The 18038-nt window shown below is 61.4% G+C and carries 17 protein-coding genes; 7 read left to right on the forward strand and 10 right to left on the reverse strand.

What is annotated here, in order from left to right; translation table 11 throughout:
* Positions 1-64: 64 nt before the first annotated feature.
* The 3 genes from AC07V0_RS21875 to AC07V0_RS21885 all read left to right on the forward strand — a co-directional run bounded on the left by AC07V0_RS21875 (position 65) and on the right by AC07V0_RS21885 (position 4752).
* A complete protein-coding gene (locus AC07V0_RS21875; protein WP_086944484.1) occupies positions 65-1825 on the forward strand; it encodes a sensor histidine kinase in 1761 nt (586 codons plus the stop codon).
* Positions 1825-3168, forward strand: a complete 1344-nt coding sequence (locus AC07V0_RS21880; RefSeq protein WP_086944483.1) for a sigma-54-dependent transcriptional regulator — start codon at positions 1825-1827, stop codon at positions 3166-3168. Before AC07V0_RS21875 ends, AC07V0_RS21880 begins: the two co-directional genes overlap by 1 nt.
* Before the next feature lie 264 nt (positions 3169-3432).
* Complete coding sequence (locus AC07V0_RS21885; protein ID WP_018926549.1) at positions 3433-4752, forward strand: MFS transporter; 1320 nt, start codon at positions 3433-3435, stop codon at positions 4750-4752.
* Positions 4753-4864: 112 nt separating this feature from the next.
* On the opposite strand, the gene AC07V0_RS21890 is transcribed toward AC07V0_RS21885, so the two are convergent.
* The gene (locus AC07V0_RS21890; RefSeq protein ID WP_018926550.1) at positions 4865-5620 is read right to left on the reverse strand and encodes a COG4705 family protein; all 756 of its coding nucleotides are present in this window, start codon (positions 5618-5620) and stop codon (positions 4865-4867) included.
* A 206-nt stretch (positions 5621-5826) separates the two neighbouring features.
* Between AC07V0_RS21890 and AC07V0_RS21895 the strand changes: the two genes are divergently transcribed.
* Both AC07V0_RS21895 and AC07V0_RS21900 read left to right on the forward strand, forming a co-directional pair.
* A complete protein-coding gene (locus tag AC07V0_RS21895) occupies positions 5827-6018 on the forward strand; it encodes a hypothetical protein (RefSeq protein ID WP_018926551.1) in 192 nt (63 codons plus the stop codon).
* A gap of 160 nt (positions 6019-6178) precedes the next feature.
* Complete coding sequence (locus AC07V0_RS21900; protein ID WP_018926552.1) at positions 6179-6808, forward strand: flavin reductase family protein; 630 nt, start codon at positions 6179-6181, stop codon at positions 6806-6808.
* On the opposite strand, the gene AC07V0_RS21905 is transcribed toward AC07V0_RS21900, so the two are convergent.
* Together AC07V0_RS21905 and AC07V0_RS21910 are read right to left on the reverse strand one after the other, a co-directional pair.
* Complete coding sequence (locus AC07V0_RS21905) at positions 6809-7039, reverse strand: hypothetical protein (protein ID WP_018926553.1); 231 nt, start codon at positions 7037-7039, stop codon at positions 6809-6811.
* Positions 7040-7080: 41 nt separating this feature from the next.
* Entirely contained in the window at positions 7081-7434 is a 354-nt protein-coding gene (locus AC07V0_RS21910) for a putative quinol monooxygenase (RefSeq protein ID WP_026286455.1), read from the reverse strand.
* Between the two features lie 336 nt (positions 7435-7770).
* On the opposite strand from AC07V0_RS21910, the gene AC07V0_RS21915 reads away from it, so the two are divergent.
* On the forward strand, positions 7771-8700 hold the full coding sequence (locus AC07V0_RS21915) for an AraC family transcriptional regulator (RefSeq protein ID WP_086944482.1): 930 nt from the start codon (positions 7771-7773) through the stop codon (positions 8698-8700).
* Between the two features lie 123 nt (positions 8701-8823).
* Here the strand turns inward: AC07V0_RS21915 and AC07V0_RS21920 are convergent, their stop codons facing one another.
* The 6 genes from AC07V0_RS21920 to AC07V0_RS21945 all read right to left on the reverse strand — a co-directional run bounded on the left by AC07V0_RS21920 (position 8824) and on the right by AC07V0_RS21945 (position 16271).
* Complete coding sequence (locus AC07V0_RS21920; RefSeq protein WP_495019927.1) at positions 8824-9879, reverse strand: ABC transporter ATP-binding protein; 1056 nt, start codon at positions 9877-9879, stop codon at positions 8824-8826.
* 18 nt (positions 9880-9897) lie between these two features.
* Positions 9898-10746, reverse strand: a complete 849-nt coding sequence (locus AC07V0_RS21925; protein ID WP_018926557.1) for an ABC transporter permease — start codon at positions 10744-10746, stop codon at positions 9898-9900.
* On the reverse strand, positions 10743-11651 hold the full coding sequence (locus tag AC07V0_RS21930; protein WP_019581522.1) for an ABC transporter permease: 909 nt from the start codon (positions 11649-11651) through the stop codon (positions 10743-10745). The genes AC07V0_RS21925 and AC07V0_RS21930 overlap by 4 nt, the downstream gene beginning before the upstream one ends.
* Positions 11652-11854: 203 nt before the next feature.
* A complete protein-coding gene (locus tag AC07V0_RS21935; protein ID WP_495019928.1) occupies positions 11855-12958 on the reverse strand; it encodes an extracellular solute-binding protein in 1104 nt (367 codons plus the stop codon).
* Positions 12959-13176: 218 nt separating this feature from the next.
* On the reverse strand, positions 13177-14625 hold the full coding sequence (locus tag AC07V0_RS21940; RefSeq protein WP_495019929.1) for an aldehyde dehydrogenase family protein: 1449 nt from the start codon (positions 14623-14625) through the stop codon (positions 13177-13179).
* Between the two features lie 8 nt (positions 14626-14633).
* Positions 14634-16271, reverse strand: coding sequence for a 5-guanidino-2-oxopentanoate decarboxylase (locus AC07V0_RS21945; RefSeq protein WP_064616327.1), 1638 nt, complete (start codon positions 16269-16271; stop codon positions 14634-14636).
* A 159-nt stretch (positions 16272-16430) separates the two neighbouring features.
* On the opposite strand from AC07V0_RS21945, the gene AC07V0_RS21950 reads away from it, so the two are divergent.
* Complete coding sequence (locus AC07V0_RS21950) at positions 16431-17312, forward strand: LysR substrate-binding domain-containing protein (RefSeq protein WP_018926562.1); 882 nt, start codon at positions 16431-16433, stop codon at positions 17310-17312.
* A 60-nt stretch (positions 17313-17372) separates the two neighbouring features.
* Here AC07V0_RS21950 and AC07V0_RS21955 read toward each other — a convergent pair whose 3' ends face one another.
* Complete coding sequence (locus tag AC07V0_RS21955) at positions 17373-17987, reverse strand: NAD(P)-dependent oxidoreductase (RefSeq protein WP_086944480.1); 615 nt, start codon at positions 17985-17987, stop codon at positions 17373-17375.
* Positions 17988-18038: the final 51 nt, after the last annotated feature.

Here is an 18038-nt window from a genome sequence, read left to right on the forward strand (position 1 = left end):
GGACGCCGAGCCGATCACCTGCATGGTATGGTGCCCGCCCGACTTACTCTCTGTTTGCGCCAGCATGCTGCCGACCTCCCGTACCCTGCGTCTGTCGTTGTACTCCCTGCTGATCGTCGCCGGTGCCGTCCTCGCCGCCACCCTGGCCATCCGCCACGCCGAACGCCAGGCGCTGGAAGAAGACGCCGCCCGCGCCAACCAGCAACTGGCGCTGTACGCCAATTCCCTGCATACCCTGATCGACCGCTACCGCGCCCTGCCCGCCGTGCTGGCGCTGGACCCGGAGTTGCGCGCCGCGCTCGATGGCCCGGTAACGCCTGAGCAGCAGGACGCACTGAACCGCAAACTGGAAAAAATCAACGGTGCCGCGCAGTCCTCGACCCTGGAACTGCTCGACCGCACCGGCCTGGCCGTGGCCGCCAGCAATTGGCGTTTGCCCAGCAGTTACGTCGGCCACAACTACGGTTTTCGCCCTTACTTCAGCCAGACCCGCACCCAGGGCGCCGGGCGCTTTTATGCGGTAGGCGTCACCAGTGGCATTCCCGGTTACTTTCTCTCCAGCGCGGTGACCCGCGACAGCGGCGAGTTCCTCGGCGCCATGGTGGTGAAACTGGAATTCCCGGAGCTGGAGCGCGAATGGCGTCAGGGCAGCGACACGTTGCTGGTCAGCGATGCACGCGGGATCATCTTCATTGCCAACCAGCCGGGCTGGCGCTATCGCCTGTTGAAACCGTTGAACGACAGCGATCACACCGAGCTCAAGGCCACCCGCCAATACGACAAACAACCGCTGACACCGCTGGATTACCAATCGCTGCAGCGCTTTGACGACAACAGTGATCTGGCGCGCGTCGTCGGTCCTGACGGCACGGAAAACTACTTGTGGGAATCGCTACCGCTGACCACTGAAGGCTGGACCTTGCACCTGCTGCGCCGCCCACAAGTCGCCTTCGAAGACATCCGTAACGCCGCGCTCGCCGCTGCCGGGTTGTGGCTGGCGCTGGTGTTTCTGTTGCTGTTCCTTAATCAACGCTGGCGACTGGCCAAAATGCGCCAACGCAGCCGCGAAGAACTCGAACAACTGGTGGAAGAACGCACCCGTGACCTGCGCACCGCTCAGGACGGACTGGTGCAATCGGCCAAACTCGCGGCGCTGGGGCAGATGTCCGCAGCGCTGGCCCATGAAATCAATCAGCCCCTGACCGCCCAGCGCATGCAGCTTGCTACGCTGAGGTTGCTACTCGATCACGGCCGGGTCGACGACGCCTACAAGGCGCTCAAACCGGTGGACGACATGCTCACGCGCATGGCTGCCCTCACCGGCCACCTGAAAACCTTCGCGCGCAAAAGCCCCAGCGGTTTGCGCGAACGGCTGGATCTGGCGGCGGTGGTGGATCAGGCCCTGCAATTGCTCGACGCGCGCCTGCGCGATGAACAGGTCAGCCTGGTGCTGCACCTGACCCGTCCGGCCTGGGTGCGTGGCGATGCGATTCGTCTGGAACAGGTGCTGATCAACCTGCTGCGCAACGCCCTGGACGCCATGCAGGGCAAACCCTGCAAGCGTCTGGAGATTCGTCTCGAAGCCGATGAACAGCTATGGCGCCTGAGTGTGATCGACAATGGCGGCGGCATTGCCGAAGAACATTTGAGCCAGGTGTTCGATCCATTCTTCACCACTAAACCGGTGGGTGATGGCCTGGGCTTGGGGCTGGCCGTGTCCTTTGCCATCGTCCACGAAGCAGGCGGACGCCTGAGCGCCGATAATGGCGAAAAAGGCGCGGTGTTCAGCCTGACGTTGCCCATTGATCTGGAGGTAGCTGCCTGATGCTCAATTCGGTGATGGTGGTCGATGACGAAAGCAGCATCCGCAGCGCCGTCGAACAGTGGCTGAGCCTGTCGGGGTTCGAGGTGCAGCTGTTCAGCCGCGCCGATGAGTGCCTGGCGCAACTGCCGAAACACTTCCCCGGGGTGATTCTCAGCGATGTGCGCATGCCCGGCATGAGCGGGCTGGAGCTGCTGGCCGAAGTGCAGCACCGCGACGCCGATTTGCCGGTGATCTTGCTGACCGGTCACGGCGATGTGCCGATGGCCGTCGAAGCGATGCGCGATGGCGCCTACGATTTCCTCGAAAAACCCTTCAGCCCGGAAACCCTGCTGAGCAGCCTGCGTCGGGCGCTGGACAAGCGCCGGCTGGTGCTGGAAAACCGTGCCCTGCACGAACAGGCCGATAATCGCGCCAAACTCGATGCCACACTGCTGGGGGTGTCCCGTGGTTTGCAGACACTGCGCCGGCAAGTGCTGGATCTGGCGACACTGCCGGTCAATGTGCTGATCCGTGGCGAAACCGGCAGCGGCAAGGAACTGGTTGCCCGCTGCCTGCACGACTTCGGCCCCCGCGCCGACAAGCCCTTTGTCGCGCTGAACTGCGCGGCGATTCCCGAGCAGTTGTTCGAGGCCGAACTGTTCGGCCATGAGAGCGGCGCGTTCACCGGCGCCCAGGGCAAACGCATCGGCAAGCTCGAATACGCCGACGGCGGCACACTGTTTCTCGATGAAATCGAAAGCATGCCGCTGGCGCAGCAGGTGAAACTGCTGCGGGTGTTGCAGGAGCAGAAGCTTGAGCGCTTGGGCTCCAATCAGAGCATCCGCGTGGATTTGCGGATCATCGCCGCGACCAAACCCGACTTGCTGGATGAGGCCCGGGCCGGGCGTTTTCGCGAGGACCTGGCGTATCGCTTGAACGTCGCCGAGCTGCGGCTGCCGCCGTTGCGTGATCGGCGTGAAGACATTCCACTGTTGTTCGAGTTCTTCGCGCAGAGTGCCGCCGAACGTCTTGGCCGTACCTTTCCACCGTTGAGCGGGCCGCAATTGAGCCATCTGCTGAGCCACGACTGGCCAGGCAATGTGCGCGAGCTGGCGAACGTCGCCGAGCGCCAGGTGCTGGGCCTCGGCGAACCGGAACCGGTGGGGATCGATCCCGGCCAGTCACTGGCGGCGCAGCAGGAAGCCTTCGAAGCGCATTGCTTGCGCGCGGCGCTGACCCGGCACAAGGGCGATGTGAAAGCGGTGCTTGAAGAACTGCAACTGCCGCGCCGGACCTTCAATGAAAAGATGCAGCGCCATGGCTTGAGCCGGGAGATGTTTATCCGGAACGACCCATACCTGTAGGAGCGAGGCTTGCCCGCGAAGCAGTCACCGCGGTGTATCTGACAAACCGCGGTGACTGCTTCGCGGGCAAGCCTCGCTCCTACAGGGGCCAGGCGTGCGCGGAAATCCGCTTGTAGCCTTATGCACGATAAGCGGATTTCCGCTCAACAAAACCCGCCATCCCCTCTAAACCGGCCCTCCTCTCCTTGGCACAGCTCCTGCTATAGCCCCTGCAGGCTGCGTTTACACGCGCTCCACAAAAACAATTAAACGAAGGATCCTTCAATGGATAACTCCAACGCCCTGCCCCTTGGGTCGGCTGCCGTGCCGGCTAAAGAAAGAAGCACCGCCAGCCGGATCAAATCGATCTTCAGCGGCTCTGTCGGCAACATGGTCGAGTGGTACGACTGGTACGTCTACGCCGCCTTCTCCCTGTACTTCGCCAAAGTCTTCTTCCCCAAAGGCGACACCACCGCCCAACTGCTCAACACCGCCGCAATCTTCGCCGTGGGCTTCCTGATGCGCCCGATCGGCGGTTGGCTGATGGGCCTCTACGCTGACAAGGCCGGCCGTAAAGCCGCGCTCATGGCGTCGGTCTACCTGATGTGCTTCGGCTCGCTGCTGATCGCCCTGAGCCCGGGCTATGAAACCATCGGTATCGGCGCGCCGATCCTGCTGGTGTTCGCCCGCCTGCTGCAAGGTTTGTCGGTGGGGGGTGAGTACGGCACCTCGGCAACGTACCTCAGCGAGATGGCGACCAAGGAACGTCGCGGCTTCTACTCCAGTTTCCAGTACGTGACGCTGATCTCCGGCCAGCTCATCGCCCTGGGTGTGCTGATCGTGCTGCAAAACTTCCTGACCACCGAAGAGCTGTACGCCTGGGGCTGGCGTATTCCGTTCGCCATCGGCGCGCTGTGTGCCGTGGTCGCGCTGTATCTGCGTCGTGGCATGGAAGAAACCGAGTCGTTCACCAAGAAAGAGAAAGCCCGAGAAAGCGCGATGCGCACCTTGCTGCGCCATCCCAAGGAACTGATGACCGTGGTCGGCCTGACCATGGGCGGCACGCTGGCGTTCTACACCTACACCACGTACATGCAGAAATATCTGGTGAACACCGTCGGCATGAGCATTTCCGACTCCACCACGATTTCCGCGGCCACGCTGTTCCTGTTCATGTGCCTGCAACCGATCATCGGCGGGCTGTCGGATAAAGTCGGTCGTCGGCCGATCCTGATCGCCTTCGGTATTCTCGGGACGCTGTTCACCGTACCGATCCTGACCACCCTGCACACCATCCAGAGCTGGTGGGGCGCGTTCTTCCTGATCATGGCGGCGCTGATCATCGTCAGCGGCTACACCTCGATCAACGCGGTGGTCAAAGCCGAATTGTTCCCCACCGAAATCCGCGCCCTGGGCGTCGGCCTGCCGTACGCACTGACCGTGTCGATCTTCGGCGGCACCGCTGAATACATCGCCCTGTGGTTCAAGAGCATCGGCATGGAAACCGGTTACTACTGGTATGTCACGGCGTGCATCGCGGTGTCGTTGCTGGTGTACGTGACCATGAAAGACACCCGCAAGCATTCGCGGATCGAGACCGACTGACAGCAATATTGATAGTGGCTGTATCGTCCTCTTCGCAGGCAAGCCTCGCTCCTACAGGGGTACGCGATCATCTGTAGGAGCGAGGCTTGCCCGCGAACGGGACACCTCGGTATCAGGTCAACTCAGCCGCCGTCTGCTTCGCGTACTTGCCCTGCACGTAAGACGCCCCCGCAATCATCACCACCAGAACCCCCGCCAACACCAGCGAAGAACCGATGGTGCCGAAATCCAGGCCACCCTTTGCATGGGGTTTGGTCAGGAAGTCGCCCAAGGTTGCGCCGAATGGCCGCGTCAACACGAACGCCACCCAGAACAGCAGCACCGACGAAATCTTCGTGAAGTATTTCAACAGCACCACCAGCGCAATGGTCGAACCGATCAACAGTGCGCCGCCGGCAAAACCCAGGCCCGAGTCGTCGGCCAGGTAATCGCCAAGCGCCGTGCCCAGGGTGTTGGAAAACAGAATCGCCATCCAATAGAACATCTCGCCCCGGAAGGTCTGGACCTTGGTGACGTTCAGCGAATCGCCGCTCAAGCGCCAGGCCGCGAATATCCCCAGCAGAATCGCAATCAGGATCATCGAACCCGTGGCGTAGCCCAATTCAAGGGTGCGGTCCATGAAGTCGGACATGGTGGTGCCTGCGGTGCTGGTCGACAGAATCACGATCCAGTACAGCACCGGCTTGTAGGTTTTGGACATCAACTGCGTGACCAGCGTCAGCACAAAGACGCTGATCAGGATCAGCGAGCTGATGGCGTAACCGACATTAAGGGTCATCGATAACAAATCCCCCGCGGTTTCACCCAGGGTCGTTGCGCAGATTTTCATGACCCAGAACGCCAGGGTGATCTGAGGAAGTTTATTCATTCAAGGCAAGCTCCAGTTCGTGGCAGTCGTTTCTTCGGGTTATTGACCGGTGCGCAGACTGGCGGTGGAGCGGTGAAAAATAGGTAAGTGCAGGATGAAAATTCTGTCACGCAGACAAGAGAGCCCGATTAATCGCTGGTTAATGCCCAGTACGCATCCTGCCCCCCGTCGATCAATTCATTGCAATGTGCAAACTGGAGTTACCCATGAAAACCAAACTGATGCTTGCCCTGACCCTCTCTGTGCTGGCGGCCAATACCTTCGCCGCCGATGGTTACGACCGCACCGGTTCCGCCGTCTTCACTGCGCAAAGCAACACCGCAGACGACAGCCGCACCGACGCGGCCAAAGTCGCTACCGACAGCGTCGATCGCACCGACGCTGCCCGTACCAACTGATCCCTGTACGCACCACACAGCCCGGCTCTGGCCGGGCTTAGTCATTTCTGGGGAAAGCAAAACCCGGTGATCGCCACAGAAGCCCCACTCCCACTGATTGAAATCTGCCGCTGGCCCTTGCACCATGCTCACCTCCCGGACGCCCTCAGGAATTCACTCCATGCCCGACGATATCCATTTCTACGAACCCGCCAACGGCCATGGCCTGCCCCATGACCCGTTCAACGCCATCGTCGGCCCGCGTCCCATCGGCTGGATTTCCTCCCAGGACGCCAACGGTCGCCTGAACCTGGCGCCCTACAGCTTCTTCAACGCCTTCAACTACATCCCGCCGATCATCGGGTTTTCCAGTGTCGGGCGCAAAGACAGCCTGAACAACATCGAGCAGACCGGCGAGTTCGCCTGGAACCTGGCGACGCGTCCGCTGGCCGAGCAGATGAACCAGAGCTGCGCCATGGTCGGGCCGGAAGTCAACGAGTTCGAACTGTCCGGGCTGACCACCGCCGCGTCGAAGATCATTCAGGTGCCACGGGTCGCCGAAAGCCCGGTGTCCTTCGAGTGCAAGGTCACGCAGATCATTCAGTTGCAGCGCGCCAACAAGGAAGTGGTGCCGAGCTGGCTGATTCTCGGCGAAGTGGTCGCCGTGCACATCGCCAAATGGCTGTTGAAGGATGGGGTGTACGACACCGCCGCGGCAGAACCGATTCTGCGCGGCGGCGGGCCAGCGGATTATTTTCAGCTGGGGCCAGAGGCACTGTTCAAGATGTTCCGCCCGGGGGCGGTCAAGTGATTACCAGAGCAGGTCGGCGTCTTGTTTGACGTCTTTGAGGTGGGTCAGCTCTTTGGCCGCGGCCTCGTCGGCTTCATGAGCGGTCTTGAACGTCTGGCCTTCCAGCACTTTGTGAAAAACCGGGGCACCGGAACCACCGAGGGCTTTGACGGCAATCGCGGCGTGGTAACCGCCCTCGCTCGGTACTACTGCTGAAACGGCTTCGAAGTGTTCAAAGGCTTTACGTGCCATGTCGCGGATCCTGGCTAATGGAGAGTTGCGCCATTAAACCCTCAACCGGCCAGTTTGTGTACCGCTGCCTGGGACTGGCCGAGGGCCTGGGTCGCCGAGACATCCTTGAAAGTATGGAAATCCAGGCTGTTGACCACCATTTCCTGCACCAGCTCGGCAAAAATTTGCATCGCCGGGCTGCCGAAGTAAGCGGTCATCGCCTGTTGGCTGGCCCAGAAACCGGACACCAGCCACAGCTCGGGATCACATTGCGAGTGCTGCAGGGCGAAGCTCAGGCAACCCGGCGCGTTGCGCGACGGTTCGATCAGGGCGCTCAGGCGCGCACCGAGTTCTGCCGAACGCCCGGCGCGGGCGCGAACGAAGGCCATATGACTGACGGGGATCTGCGTAGACATGTTCAACCCTCCCAGGGAGTCGAGTGGCAGCCGTGGGACGGGCTGCGACAGGATCCAAGATTAGGCGGCGCATCACAGTCAGCGTTAGTCGATTTCTGCCGGCTTATTGCACAATCCTGCGCAACTGCAAAAAGCCTCTGTAACAGCGCGCAAAGTACTGTCACACCGCTGTCACACCACTTTTAAGCAAGTTTCATCCACATTGCCCTGCTATGGCAGCCTCGTGTATTCACCCCGCGCAGAATCAGGCAAGCTTTTGACAGGATGTGTCTACCGCTGTCCCTTGCACAAATTTAAGCTCGGCCCATGACCAACACCTCACGGAGGATTCCCTGCATGTCGTCGCTCGATCACTTTCAGGCTCCGCTTCCCGCTGACATGGAAAAACAGCGCGCGGAACTGGCCGACCTCATCCGTCGCAACACCATGGACGATGGGTCCTACGCCACCGCCGTCGGTTCGCTGTTCATGTCGCGTCACAGCAAATCCCATGATTTCGCCCCGGGGCTGGCCCAACCGGCCCTGTGCATCATGGCCCAGGGACGCAAGGAAGTTCGGTTGGCGGACGAACACTTCAATTACGACCCGCTGAATTACCTGGTGGTATCGGTCTCGATGCCCCTGAGCGGGCGGGTGGTGAATGCCTCGCCCGAAGAACCGATCCTCGCGGTGCGGCTGGACATCGACCCGGCGGAAATCACCGCGCTGATTGCCGATGCCGGCCCCATCGGTCTGCCCACACGGCCCACGGGCCGAGGCCTGTATGTCGAGCGGATCGACGCGGCCATGCTCGACGCCGTGCTGCGCCTGGCGCGTTTGCTGGACACACCGAAAGACATCGCCATGCTGGCGCCGCTGATTCGTCGGGAGATTCTGTATCGGCTGTTGCGCAGCCAGCAGGGGCATCGGCTGTATGAGATTGCCATCGCCAACAGCCAGAGCCATCGCATCGGCCAGGCGATCAAATGGCTCAACGGCAATTATGAGCAACCGCTGCGCATCGATGATCTGGCGCGGGAAGTGAACCTGAGCGTGTCGACGCTGCATCACCGCTTCAAGGCGATGACGGCGATGAGTCCGCTTCAATATCAGAAACAGCTGCGCCTGCAAGAAGCGCGACGGTTGATGCTGGCCGAAGGGCTGGAAGCGTCGGCGGCAGGGTATCGGGTGGGGTATGAAAGCCCTTCGCAGTTCAGCCGCGAGTACAGCCGATTGTTCGGGGCACCGCCGCTGCGGGATTTGGCGCGGTTGCGGTTGTCCGTGTAATCAGATTCATACCCTGTAGGAGCGAGGCTTGCCCGCGAAGGCGTCGTATCAGCCAGCATCAATGCTGAGTATGAAATAGCCTTCGCGGGCAAGCCTCGCTCCTACGAGGATGGGGGTGTTTGTTCAGGCGCTCAACACTCGGCACGCCTCAGCCGGCAAGGTCACCGACACCGGATTGCCAATGCTCAACCCAACGTCCTGACACGGCGTGCTCAACGCGGTAAACGACACCCCGGAACATTCGACGGTGGTTTCGATGGTCGCGCCGATATCCCGCACAAACGTCACCTTGCCCAGCAAGCGATTCCCCGCCGTCGCCTGGGGTTGCGACAATTGCAGGTCTTCGGGGCGAATCAGCATTTTCACCTTCTCCCCCACCACGATGCTGCTGCAGATCGGCACTTGCAGCGCATCACCGCCGGGCAGGCTGACCTTGCCATTGCCCAACGCCGTGGCCGGGAAAATATTCCCCGAACCGATGAAGTCCGCGACGAATTCATTGGCCGGGTGCCGATAAATCTCAATCGGCGTGCCCACCTGCTGCACCCGATGCTCACCCAGCACCACCACGATGTCGGCCATGGTCATGGCTTCGCGCTGGTCGTGGGTGACCATGATGGTGGTGATGTTCAAGCGCTGTTGCAGCTGACGGATTTCCACCTGCATCGACTCGCGCAACTTGGCGTCCAGCGCCGACAGCGGTTCGTCAAGCAGCAGGATTTTCGGCCGCGAAGCAATCGCCCTCGCAATCGCCACGCGCTGACGCTGACCGCCGGAGAGTTTTGCCACTGGGCGATCAATCATTTCCTGCAGTTGAATCAGCTCAAGCAACTCCACCACCCGCGCCTGCTGATCGGCCTTGCTGACCCCACGCAGTTTCAACGGATAGGCAATGTTCTCCCCCACCGTCATGTGCGGGAACAGCGCCAGGGATTGAAACACCATGCCGAAATTGCGCTGATGCGCAGGGGTATGGCTGATGTCTTCACCGTCCAGGCGAATCTCGCCGCCGGTCAGGGTTTCGAGCCCGGCGATCATCCGCAGCAAAGTGGTTTTACCGCAGCCCGACGGGCCGAGAAAACACACCAGTTTGCCCTCGGGCAAATGCAGGTTCACATCCTTTACCGCGCAGGCCGAGCCGTAATGTTTCTCGACGTTTTCCAGAATCAGACCAGTCATTTGAATCACCTCAAGAAATCAGAACGAAACGCCGCCTTCGCCAACCAACTTTTCCAGCGCCCAAATGAGCACGAAGTCGATCAGCACGATCAGCACGGCAAACGAGAAAACGGTAGGGTCGAGCGATGACACGGTGCGGCTGTACATCCAGATCGGCACGGTCATGACGTCGATGGTGTAGAGGAAATAGGTCACGGTGAATTCGTTGAACGAGACGATGAACGCCAGCAGCATGCCCGCCAGAATCCCCGACTTCATCAACGGCACCACCACATCGACAATCGCCCGAGTCGGTGAAGCGCCGAGCATTTGCGCGGCCTCTTCGACTTCGCTGCCGATGGAGAGCATCGCTGCCGTGCAGTTCTTCACCACGAACGGCAGCGCCAGAATCACATGGGCAATCACCAGCCGCGAGGTGGTGATCTGGAATGGCAGGCTGTCGAACACCAGCAGCAAGGCCAGGCCCAACACCACCATCGGGAACACCAGTGGCAGCGACATCAATTGCAGCGCCACGGCCTTGCCGCGGAACTCGCAACGGGTCAGCGCGTAAGCCGCCGGCACCGCGATGATCGTGGCGAAGATCATGGTCAGGCAGGCCACCAGCAAACTGGTGCTCATGGCCTTGCCCAGGCTCAGTACGTCGCTGGCGTCCGGCGAGACGAACGTGTGCCAGGCGGCCTTGTACCATTGCAGGCTGTAGCTGCTGGGCGGAAAGTCGAGGTTCGAGGCGCCGCTGAACGACATGACGATCATGGTCAGGATCGGCAGCACCGCCAACAGCAGAATGAAGCCCGAGAGGATGCCGGCGAACTTGCCGGTATCGCCCGGCAGCAACGACTGACGCTTCTTGATCAAAGTGCTCATTGGGAAGCCTCCAGCATGCGCCGACGACGGCCAGTGATGTATTCGGACAAGGTCATGATGGCGAGCGTGGTAACGATCAGCACCACGCCGGCAGCGGACGCGGCGGGCCAATTCATCAGCGGGGCGATCTGGTCATGGACCATTACCGCCAGCATCGGCACGCGCCGACCGCCGAGCAGCAAAGGCACCACGAAGCTGCTGGCGTTGTAGGCAAACACCAACGTCGCGCCGGTGATGATCCCCGGAAAACTCATCGGCAACACCACTTGGCGAAACACCTGCAGGCGACTGGCGCCCAAGGTTGCAGCGGCTTCTTCGTAAGTGCGGGCGACTCCGCGCATGGCACTGGCAATCGGCAGCACAGCCAACGGGAACGCGGTTTGCACCAGGCCCATCAACACGCCGTTCTGGTTGTACAGCAGCATGATCGGCCGCTTGATCAGGCCCAGGCCCATCAGCGCCTGATTGAGCATCCCGCCCGGGCCGAGAATCACCAGCCAGCCATAGCTTTGCAGTAACAGGTTGACCAGCAACGGCAACAGCACCGCCGCCAGGAAAATCCGCCGCACGAACGGTGAGGTCAGCCGCGACATGGTGTAGGCCACCGGGATCGCCAGCAGCACCGCGATCACCGCGCTGATCAGCGCCAGGCGCAGGGTCAGCAGCAAGGATTTGAGGTAGTACGGTTCCAGCAATTGCGCGTAACTGGCCAGGCTGAAGCCGGACCACTCCGCACCTTTGGTGCCCACGCTCATGCGCAGCACCAGGAGGCTGGCGGCAATCAGCACGCCGAGAAACAGCATCGACGGCGACAGGAAAAACCACGCACGCACTGTCGGTGAGACACCCCGATTAGCGCGCGTGGGTGCGACGCTTACCGGATGGGTCAGAGGTTGGTGTTCCATAGCAAGGGTCTCGTCAATGGAAAGCAGCAAGACTGAGATTCGGCAAAACCTGTGGCGAGGGAGCTTGCTCCCGCTGGGTTGCGCAGCGACCCCAATCAATCACCGCGCCCTTTCAGATAGAACGCGGTGCCTGGTTTTGCGGCTGCTACGCAGCCGAGCGGGAGCAAGCTCCCTCGCCACAATGAATCTTCAAACCGCAGAAATCAGGAAGAAAAGATTTCCGTGTAACGACGAATCCATTGGTCATGCACGGTGGCCAGGAAGGCGTTGTCGTGCATGATCGCCTTCTCGGCAATCTGCTCCGGCGTAAGGATGTACGGGCTCTTGCGGGCTTCGGCGGAGATGATCGCCTTGGCGTTGACCGGACCGTTGTAGATGTCTTCGGCCATCTTGCCCTGCACCAGCGGGTCCAGAGAGTGGTTGATGAAGGCATAGGCCAGGTCGGTATCGCCCGGACGGCTTTTCGGCATCACCGAGAGCATCAGGTCGGTGTAGAAACCTTCCTTCATGCCGAACGTGGCGCCCAGACCGTAGGCCGGGTCGCGGATCTGTTTGGGGAAAAACGCCGGTGCGTACAAGCCGCCCATGTCCAGGGACCCGGTGCGGAACAGCTCGGCGATCTGGTTCGGGTTTTCGCCCAGGGTCACCACGCGGCTCTTGAGCTCGGCGAGTTTCTTGAAGCCTGGCTCGATGTTGTGTTCGTCACCACCGGCCAGTTTGGCGGCGATGATGATCAGGTCCATGGCCTCGGTCCAGTTCGGCGGCGGCAGGAAAATGTTCGGCGCCAGGTCGGCGTCCCACATCGCGGCGTAGCTGTCCGGGGCTTCTTTCTGGGTACGGGTGCTGTAGACCAGGCTGTTGCACCACAGCAGGTAACCGATACCGTGGCCATTGGCGCCGGTGCGATATTTCTCCGGCACGTCCACCAGGTTGGGGATGCGGTTGAGGTCGGGTTTTTCCAGCAGGTTGGCGGCGGCCAGGCCTTCGGCGCCGACGCCGGCCAGGGTGATGATGTCGTACTGTGGACGATCACCGCCGGCCTTGAGTTTGGCGACCATTTCCGAGGTACTGCCGGTGCGGTCAGCGATGACCTTGCAGCCGTACTTGTCTTCGAAGGTCGCCGCGATATTGCGCAATGCTGCAAGGCCAGTGTCATCGGACCAGGTCAGCAAGCGCAGGGTCTTGCCCGTAAAGCGCGTGTCGCTGGCATTGGCCCGGATGAACGGCATGCTCATGGCTGCCGCGGCTACCGACGCCACACCCACGGCTTTGATGAATTGACGTCTGTTCAGATCATGCTTGCCCATGAAGGACTCCCTTTGTTTTTTTAAGTATGAGGTTGGTCGCAACCGTTGCATCCGCGCGGCCAGATCGGCTTGAAGTCCCCGGTTTCAAAGGACTTGAGCTTGACCTGCGGGTTCATCCTGAGGTCGTGCAAAACACCTGACTATCGATAAATACTCATTGAAGCCATGACGTTGGCGCATGCCTCATCAAGAGGCATGCGCTCACCGTTTTCGTGCTGTCAGACGGCTCGAATCACATGCTTGATTTCCTGGAAAGCCTGCAAGCCCCACGGTCCCAATTCGCGGCCGATGCTGCTCTGTTTGTAGCCACCCCAGGCGGTCTGCGGGAAGATCACTTGCGGCGCGTTGATCCACACAAGCCCCGCCTGCAAAGCGTTGGCGACCCGATCGGCGGCCTCGCTGTCGCGCGTGACCACACTGGCCACCAGACCGAACGGGCTGTCGTTGGCCAAGGCGATCGCCTCGGCTTCAGAGCTGAAACTGCGCACGCAAATCACCGGACCGAAAATCTCTTCGCACCACAACGCACTCTCGAGGGGCGCGTCGATGAAAACGGTCGGCTGCAAAAAGTAGCCGCGCGACAGGTCCGCCGGGCGATTGCCGCCGCAGATCAGCTTCGCGCCAGCGCTCAAACCGCGATCGATGTGGCCCAGCACCCGCTGGTAATGCGCCTGGTTGACCAGTGCGCCCATCTCCACGTTCGGGTCGAACGGGTCGGCCACGCGAATGGCTTCGGCACGGGCCTTCAATCGCGCGACAAATTCATCCGCCAGTTCATCGGCGACCAGCACGCGGCTGGTCGCGGAACACATCTGCCCGGCGTTGAAGAAACCGCCGCCACAGGCCACTTCCACGGCCAGTTCGATATCGGCATCGGCGAGCACCAGCAGCGAGGATTTACCGCCCAGTTCCAGGCTCACGCCTTTCACGGTTTCCGCCGCCCGCTGCATCACCTGCACGCCCACCGCGTTGCTGCCGGTGAAGGAAATCTTGGCGATGCGCGGGTCAGCCGACAGCGGTGCGCCAACGGCAAGGCCGGTGCCGCAGACCAGGTTGAACACGCCGTCTGGCAGGCCGGCCTCGGCAATGATCGTCGCCAGTTCCAGTTCCGGCAGCGGCGTCACTTCAGACGGTTTGAGCACCACGCAGCAACCGGCGGCCAGGGCCGGGGCGAGTTTCCAGGCGGTGGTGACCATCGGGAAATTCCACGGCACGATCAGCCCCACCACGCCGCACGGCTCACGGCGCAAGCGGGCGCTGAAATCGTCACTCGGCAACGCCACGGCGCTGTCTTGTTTCGCGTCCAGGCCTTCAGCCAGACCGGCGTAATACTCAAAGGTGGCGATCACGTCGTCGACGTCGATGGCCGCTTCGAACAGCGGTTTGCCGTTGTTGCTCGACTGCAACTTCATCAACTGTTCGCGCCCGGCCTGCACGCCTGCGGCGATTCTGCGCAGGATCGCCCCACGCTCGGCTCCGGTGGTTTTCGACCATTGCTTAAAAGCGTTGGCCGCCGCGGTGACGGCCTGATCGACAGCGTGTGCATCGCCGCCGTTAACGGTGGTTAGCAGGGCTTCGGTCGCCGGGTTGATCACGCGCAGATGTTCGTTGCCAGCGGACCATTGGCCATCGATGAACAGGCCGTCGAGGGTCGTCGGAAAGGTCATGGGAGCACTCATTGCGACACCGCCTTCATCCACTGGGTCTGGTCGATTTCAATCAGGGTCGGGCCCTGACGATCGGTGGCCAGGCGCAACGCATCACGCAATCCGTCAACACTGTTGACCGCTTCGGCCGCACAGCCCAGGGCCTTGGCCACACCGATAAAGTCCGGGGTATAGATGTCCACGCCCACCGGCTCGATGGCGCGGTTGACCATGTATTTCTTGATCTCTTCGTAGCCCTGGTTATTCCACAGCAACACAATCACCGGCGTACGCGCTTCCACCGCACTGGCCAGTTCCGGCAAGGTGAATTGCAGGCCGCCGTCGCCGATCAGGCACACCACCGGCGGGCGCGTGCCGCCTTCGACGCTGCCACCGAGCCAGGCGCCAATCGCCGCCGGCAAGGCGTAACCGAGGGTGCCGTAACCGGTGGACGAGTTGAACCAGCGACGCGGACGCTCCGGGTTGAAGGTCAGGTTGCCGGTGTACACCGGTTGGGTCGAATCGCCGACGAACACCGCGTTCGGCAATTCGTACAGCACGGTTTCCAGGAAGCGGGTCTGGGCCAGGGTCGGGGCGTCCCAGGTCGCGGCGAGCTCTTCTCGCAAGCGAGCGGCGCGCACCTGGCCCCAGTCGTTGCGGCGCTCGGCCAGCGACTTGTGGGACAGCGCACTCAGCAGGGCCTGGGCGGCATTGCGCGAGTCGGCCACCAACGCCACCTTCGGCGGGTAATTACGCACGGTCTGGTCTGGGTCGATGTCCACGCGCAGCAGCACGCCCGGGATTTCGAAGCCGCCGGCGAAGGTGATGTCGTAATCGGTTTCGGCCAGTTCGGTGCCGATGGCCAGCACCACGTCAGCCTCGGCCACCAGCGCACGGGTGGCCACCAGGCTTTGGGTCGAACCGATCAGCAGCGGATGGCTGGATTCGAGCATGCCTTTGGCATTGATGGTCAGGGCCACTGGCGCATCCAGCAGCTCGGCCAGTTCAGTCAGCTCGGCCGCCGCATCGATGGCGCCGCCACCCGCGAGAATCAATGGGCGTTTGGCACCGGCCAGCAGGTCGGTCATGCGGCTGATCGCGCTGGGCGAAGCACCGGCACGATCGATGTTCACCGGCACGCTGGCGAGCAAGTCATCGGCCTCTTCGACCAGTACGTCCAACGGGATTTCGATGTGCACCGGACGCGGACGCCCGGCCTGGAACAGCGCGAAGGCCCGCGCCAATACGCCCGGCAATTCCGCCGCCGACATCAAGGTATGGGAGAACGCCGCCACGCCGCCGACCAGTGCGCTCTGGTTCGGCAGCTCATGCAGCTTGCCGCGCCCGCCGCCCAATTGGCTGCGCGATTGCACGCTGGAGATCACCAGCATCGGGATCGAGTCGGCGTAAGCCTGGCCCATGGCGGTGGTGATGTTGGTCATGCCGGGGCCGGTGATGATGAAGCACACACCCGGTTTGCCGCTGGTGCGGGCATAACCGTCGGCCATGAAACCGGCGCCCTGTTCGTGACGTGGAGTGACGTGGTTGATGCTCGAACGGGCCAGCCCGCGATACAGCTCCACGGTATGCACCCCGGGAATGCCGAACACCTGCTCGACCCCGTAATCTTCGAGTAACTTGACCAATACTTCGCCGCACGTCGCCATGTGTTTGCCCTTTTTGTTCGTTTGAGACGCCGGGCCTGCGCAGTGTTTATGATGGATTGGCAGGCCCGGGAATGGCCTCATTGGAACGGGCGACACATAGCCGCAACAATGGATAAAAAGTCATACTAGCCATGTCCTCACGTCATACCTTGGATCCCAATGAAACGACTGCCTCCCCTGCCGGCGCTGCACACTTTTCTGATCACCGCGCAGTGCTGCAACTTCACCCGGGCCGCCGAACAGCTGCACATCACCCAAGGCGCGGTGAGCCGGCAGATCGCCGGGCTGGAAGATCATCTGGGCTATGAACTGTTCATTCGCCAGGCGCGGGGCTTGAGCCTGACCGCCGAAGGACGTGAGTGGTTGCCACGGGTGCAGCAGATTTTCGGCCTGATCGATGAGGCCGTGGAGCAGATCGGCGAGAAGCGCGAAACCTTGCAACTCAAGGCGCCGACCTGCGTGATGCGCTGGCTGTTGCCGCGCCTGTTGCAGTGGCAAAAGGAACGCCCGGATGTGCCGGTGGAATTGACCACCACGGTGAAACACGGCGTGGACTTTCATCGTGAACAGTTCGACGCGGCGGTGATGTATGGCCCGCCGCCGGAGAGCTCACTGGCCTCCCATCATTTGTTCGATGAGCAACTGACGCCCGTGTGTTCCCGGCCGATGCTTGAAGGGCCACTGGCCTTGCAGACACCGGCAGACCTGCAACAACACTTGTTGCTGCATCCGACCCGGGATGAACGGGACTGGAAAGCCTGGTTGAAAGCGGCGGATATTCATCTGAGTAATGTCGGCAAGGGCCAGCACTTCGAAACCCTGGACCTGGCGATGTCGATGGCGTCCCAGGGGACAGGTGTGGCGATTGGCGATTGGTCGTTGATCGGCGATGACCTGAGCGCCGGGCGGCTGGTCATGCCCTTTGATTTGAAGGTGAAAACCGGATTGGCGTATTACCTGGTGTTCCCCGAAAAACCTGCGCCTTCGCCGAAGTTGCGCGAATTGATGGGGTGGTTGGTGGAGCAGGCGCAGGCACGCTGAACCGAAATCGCCCTGTAGCAGCCTGCGTTCGGCTGCTACAGGGGATGTGGTGTTGCGAAGTTAATACCCGACCGTAAACCGCTGGCGGGAATGCTTCGGTGTTTCCACTTCATCCAGCAATGCGATCGCGTAATCGGCAAAGGTAATCCAGCTGCGGCCCTGCGCACTCACCAGCAAGTCATCCTTGCCGACTCGAAACGTGCCGGTACGCTCACCTTCGACAAACTCCGCCGACGGCGACAGGAAGGTCCAGTCCAGGTCCTGTTCCTGACGCAAAGTGTTGAGGAAATCGGCACCGGCGCTGGCCTCAGCCTTGTATTCCTTCGGGAAGCCTTCGCTGTCGATCACCCGTGTGCCGCCCGGCAGCAACAGCGAACCGGCACCGCCCACCACCAGCAGACGCTTGACCCCGGCCTGCTTCACCGGCTCGATGACGGCGCTGGCGGGGATGGTGGAGAAATGTGCAGCACTGATTACTGCATCATGGCCAGCGACGGCGGCTTGCAAAGCGGCAGCATCGAGCACGTCGACGTTTTTGCTGACGACACCGGCACGCTGGCCGATTTTAGAGGTGTCGCGGGCGATGGCGGTGACGCTGTGACCGCGACGCAGGGCTTCTTCCAACAGTTGGCTACCGGCACGACCGGTGGCACCGATGATTGCGATTTTGCTCATGACGTTCTCCAGTTGATGTAACTGTGATGTATAGCGTGTGTGTAATCAGCA

It is taken from the genome of Pseudomonas sp. GW821-FHT01E10 (assembly GCF_059422365.1).

What these genes read in the sequence shown, in the direction of transcription:
- AC07V0_RS21915 (WP_086944482.1), top strand. Translation starts at nt 7,771, where the DNA reads ATGTCGTCGCTCGATCACTTTCAGGCTCCGCTTCCCGCTGACATGGAA.
- AC07V0_RS21945 (WP_064616327.1), bottom strand. Translation starts at nt 16,271, where the DNA reads ATGGCGACGTGCGGCGAAGTATTGGTCAAGTTACTCGAAGATTACGGG.
- AC07V0_RS21895 (WP_018926551.1), top strand. Translation starts at nt 5,827, where the DNA reads ATGAAAACCAAACTGATGCTTGCCCTGACCCTCTCTGTGCTGGCGGCC.
- AC07V0_RS21900 (WP_018926552.1), top strand. Translation starts at nt 6,179, where the DNA reads ATGCCCGACGATATCCATTTCTACGAACCCGCCAACGGCCATGGCCTG.
- AC07V0_RS21905 (WP_018926553.1), bottom strand. Translation starts at nt 7,039, where the DNA reads ATGGCACGTAAAGCCTTTGAACACTTCGAAGCCGTTTCAGCAGTAGTA.
- AC07V0_RS21920 (WP_495019927.1), bottom strand. Translation starts at nt 9,879, where the DNA reads ATGACTGGTCTGATTCTGGAAAACGTCGAGAAACATTACGGCTCGGCC.
- AC07V0_RS21950 (WP_018926562.1), top strand. Translation starts at nt 16,431, where the DNA reads ATGAAACGACTGCCTCCCCTGCCGGCGCTGCACACTTTTCTGATCACC.
- AC07V0_RS21875 (WP_086944484.1), top strand. Translation starts at nt 65, where the DNA reads ATGCTGCCGACCTCCCGTACCCTGCGTCTGTCGTTGTACTCCCTGCTG.
- AC07V0_RS21925 (WP_018926557.1), bottom strand. Translation starts at nt 10,746, where the DNA reads ATGAGCACTTTGATCAAGAAGCGTCAGTCGTTGCTGCCGGGCGATACC.
- AC07V0_RS21880 (WP_086944483.1), top strand. Translation starts at nt 1,825, where the DNA reads ATGCTCAATTCGGTGATGGTGGTCGATGACGAAAGCAGCATCCGCAGC.
- AC07V0_RS21935 (WP_495019928.1), bottom strand. Translation starts at nt 12,958, where the DNA reads ATGGGCAAGCATGATCTGAACAGACGTCAATTCATCAAAGCCGTGGGT.
- AC07V0_RS21930 (WP_019581522.1), bottom strand. Translation starts at nt 11,651, where the DNA reads ATGGAACACCAACCTCTGACCCATCCGGTAAGCGTCGCACCCACGCGC.
- AC07V0_RS21955 (WP_086944480.1), bottom strand. Translation starts at nt 17,987, where the DNA reads ATGAGCAAAATCGCAATCATCGGTGCCACCGGTCGTGCCGGTAGCCAA.
- AC07V0_RS21910 (WP_026286455.1), bottom strand. Translation starts at nt 7,434, where the DNA reads ATGTCTACGCAGATCCCCGTCAGTCATATGGCCTTCGTTCGCGCCCGC.
- AC07V0_RS21890 (WP_018926550.1), bottom strand. Translation starts at nt 5,620, where the DNA reads ATGAATAAACTTCCTCAGATCACCCTGGCGTTCTGGGTCATGAAAATC.
- AC07V0_RS21885 (WP_018926549.1), top strand. Translation starts at nt 3,433, where the DNA reads ATGGATAACTCCAACGCCCTGCCCCTTGGGTCGGCTGCCGTGCCGGCT.
- AC07V0_RS21940 (WP_495019929.1), bottom strand. Translation starts at nt 14,625, where the DNA reads ATGACCTTTCCGACGACCCTCGACGGCCTGTTCATCGATGGCCAATGG.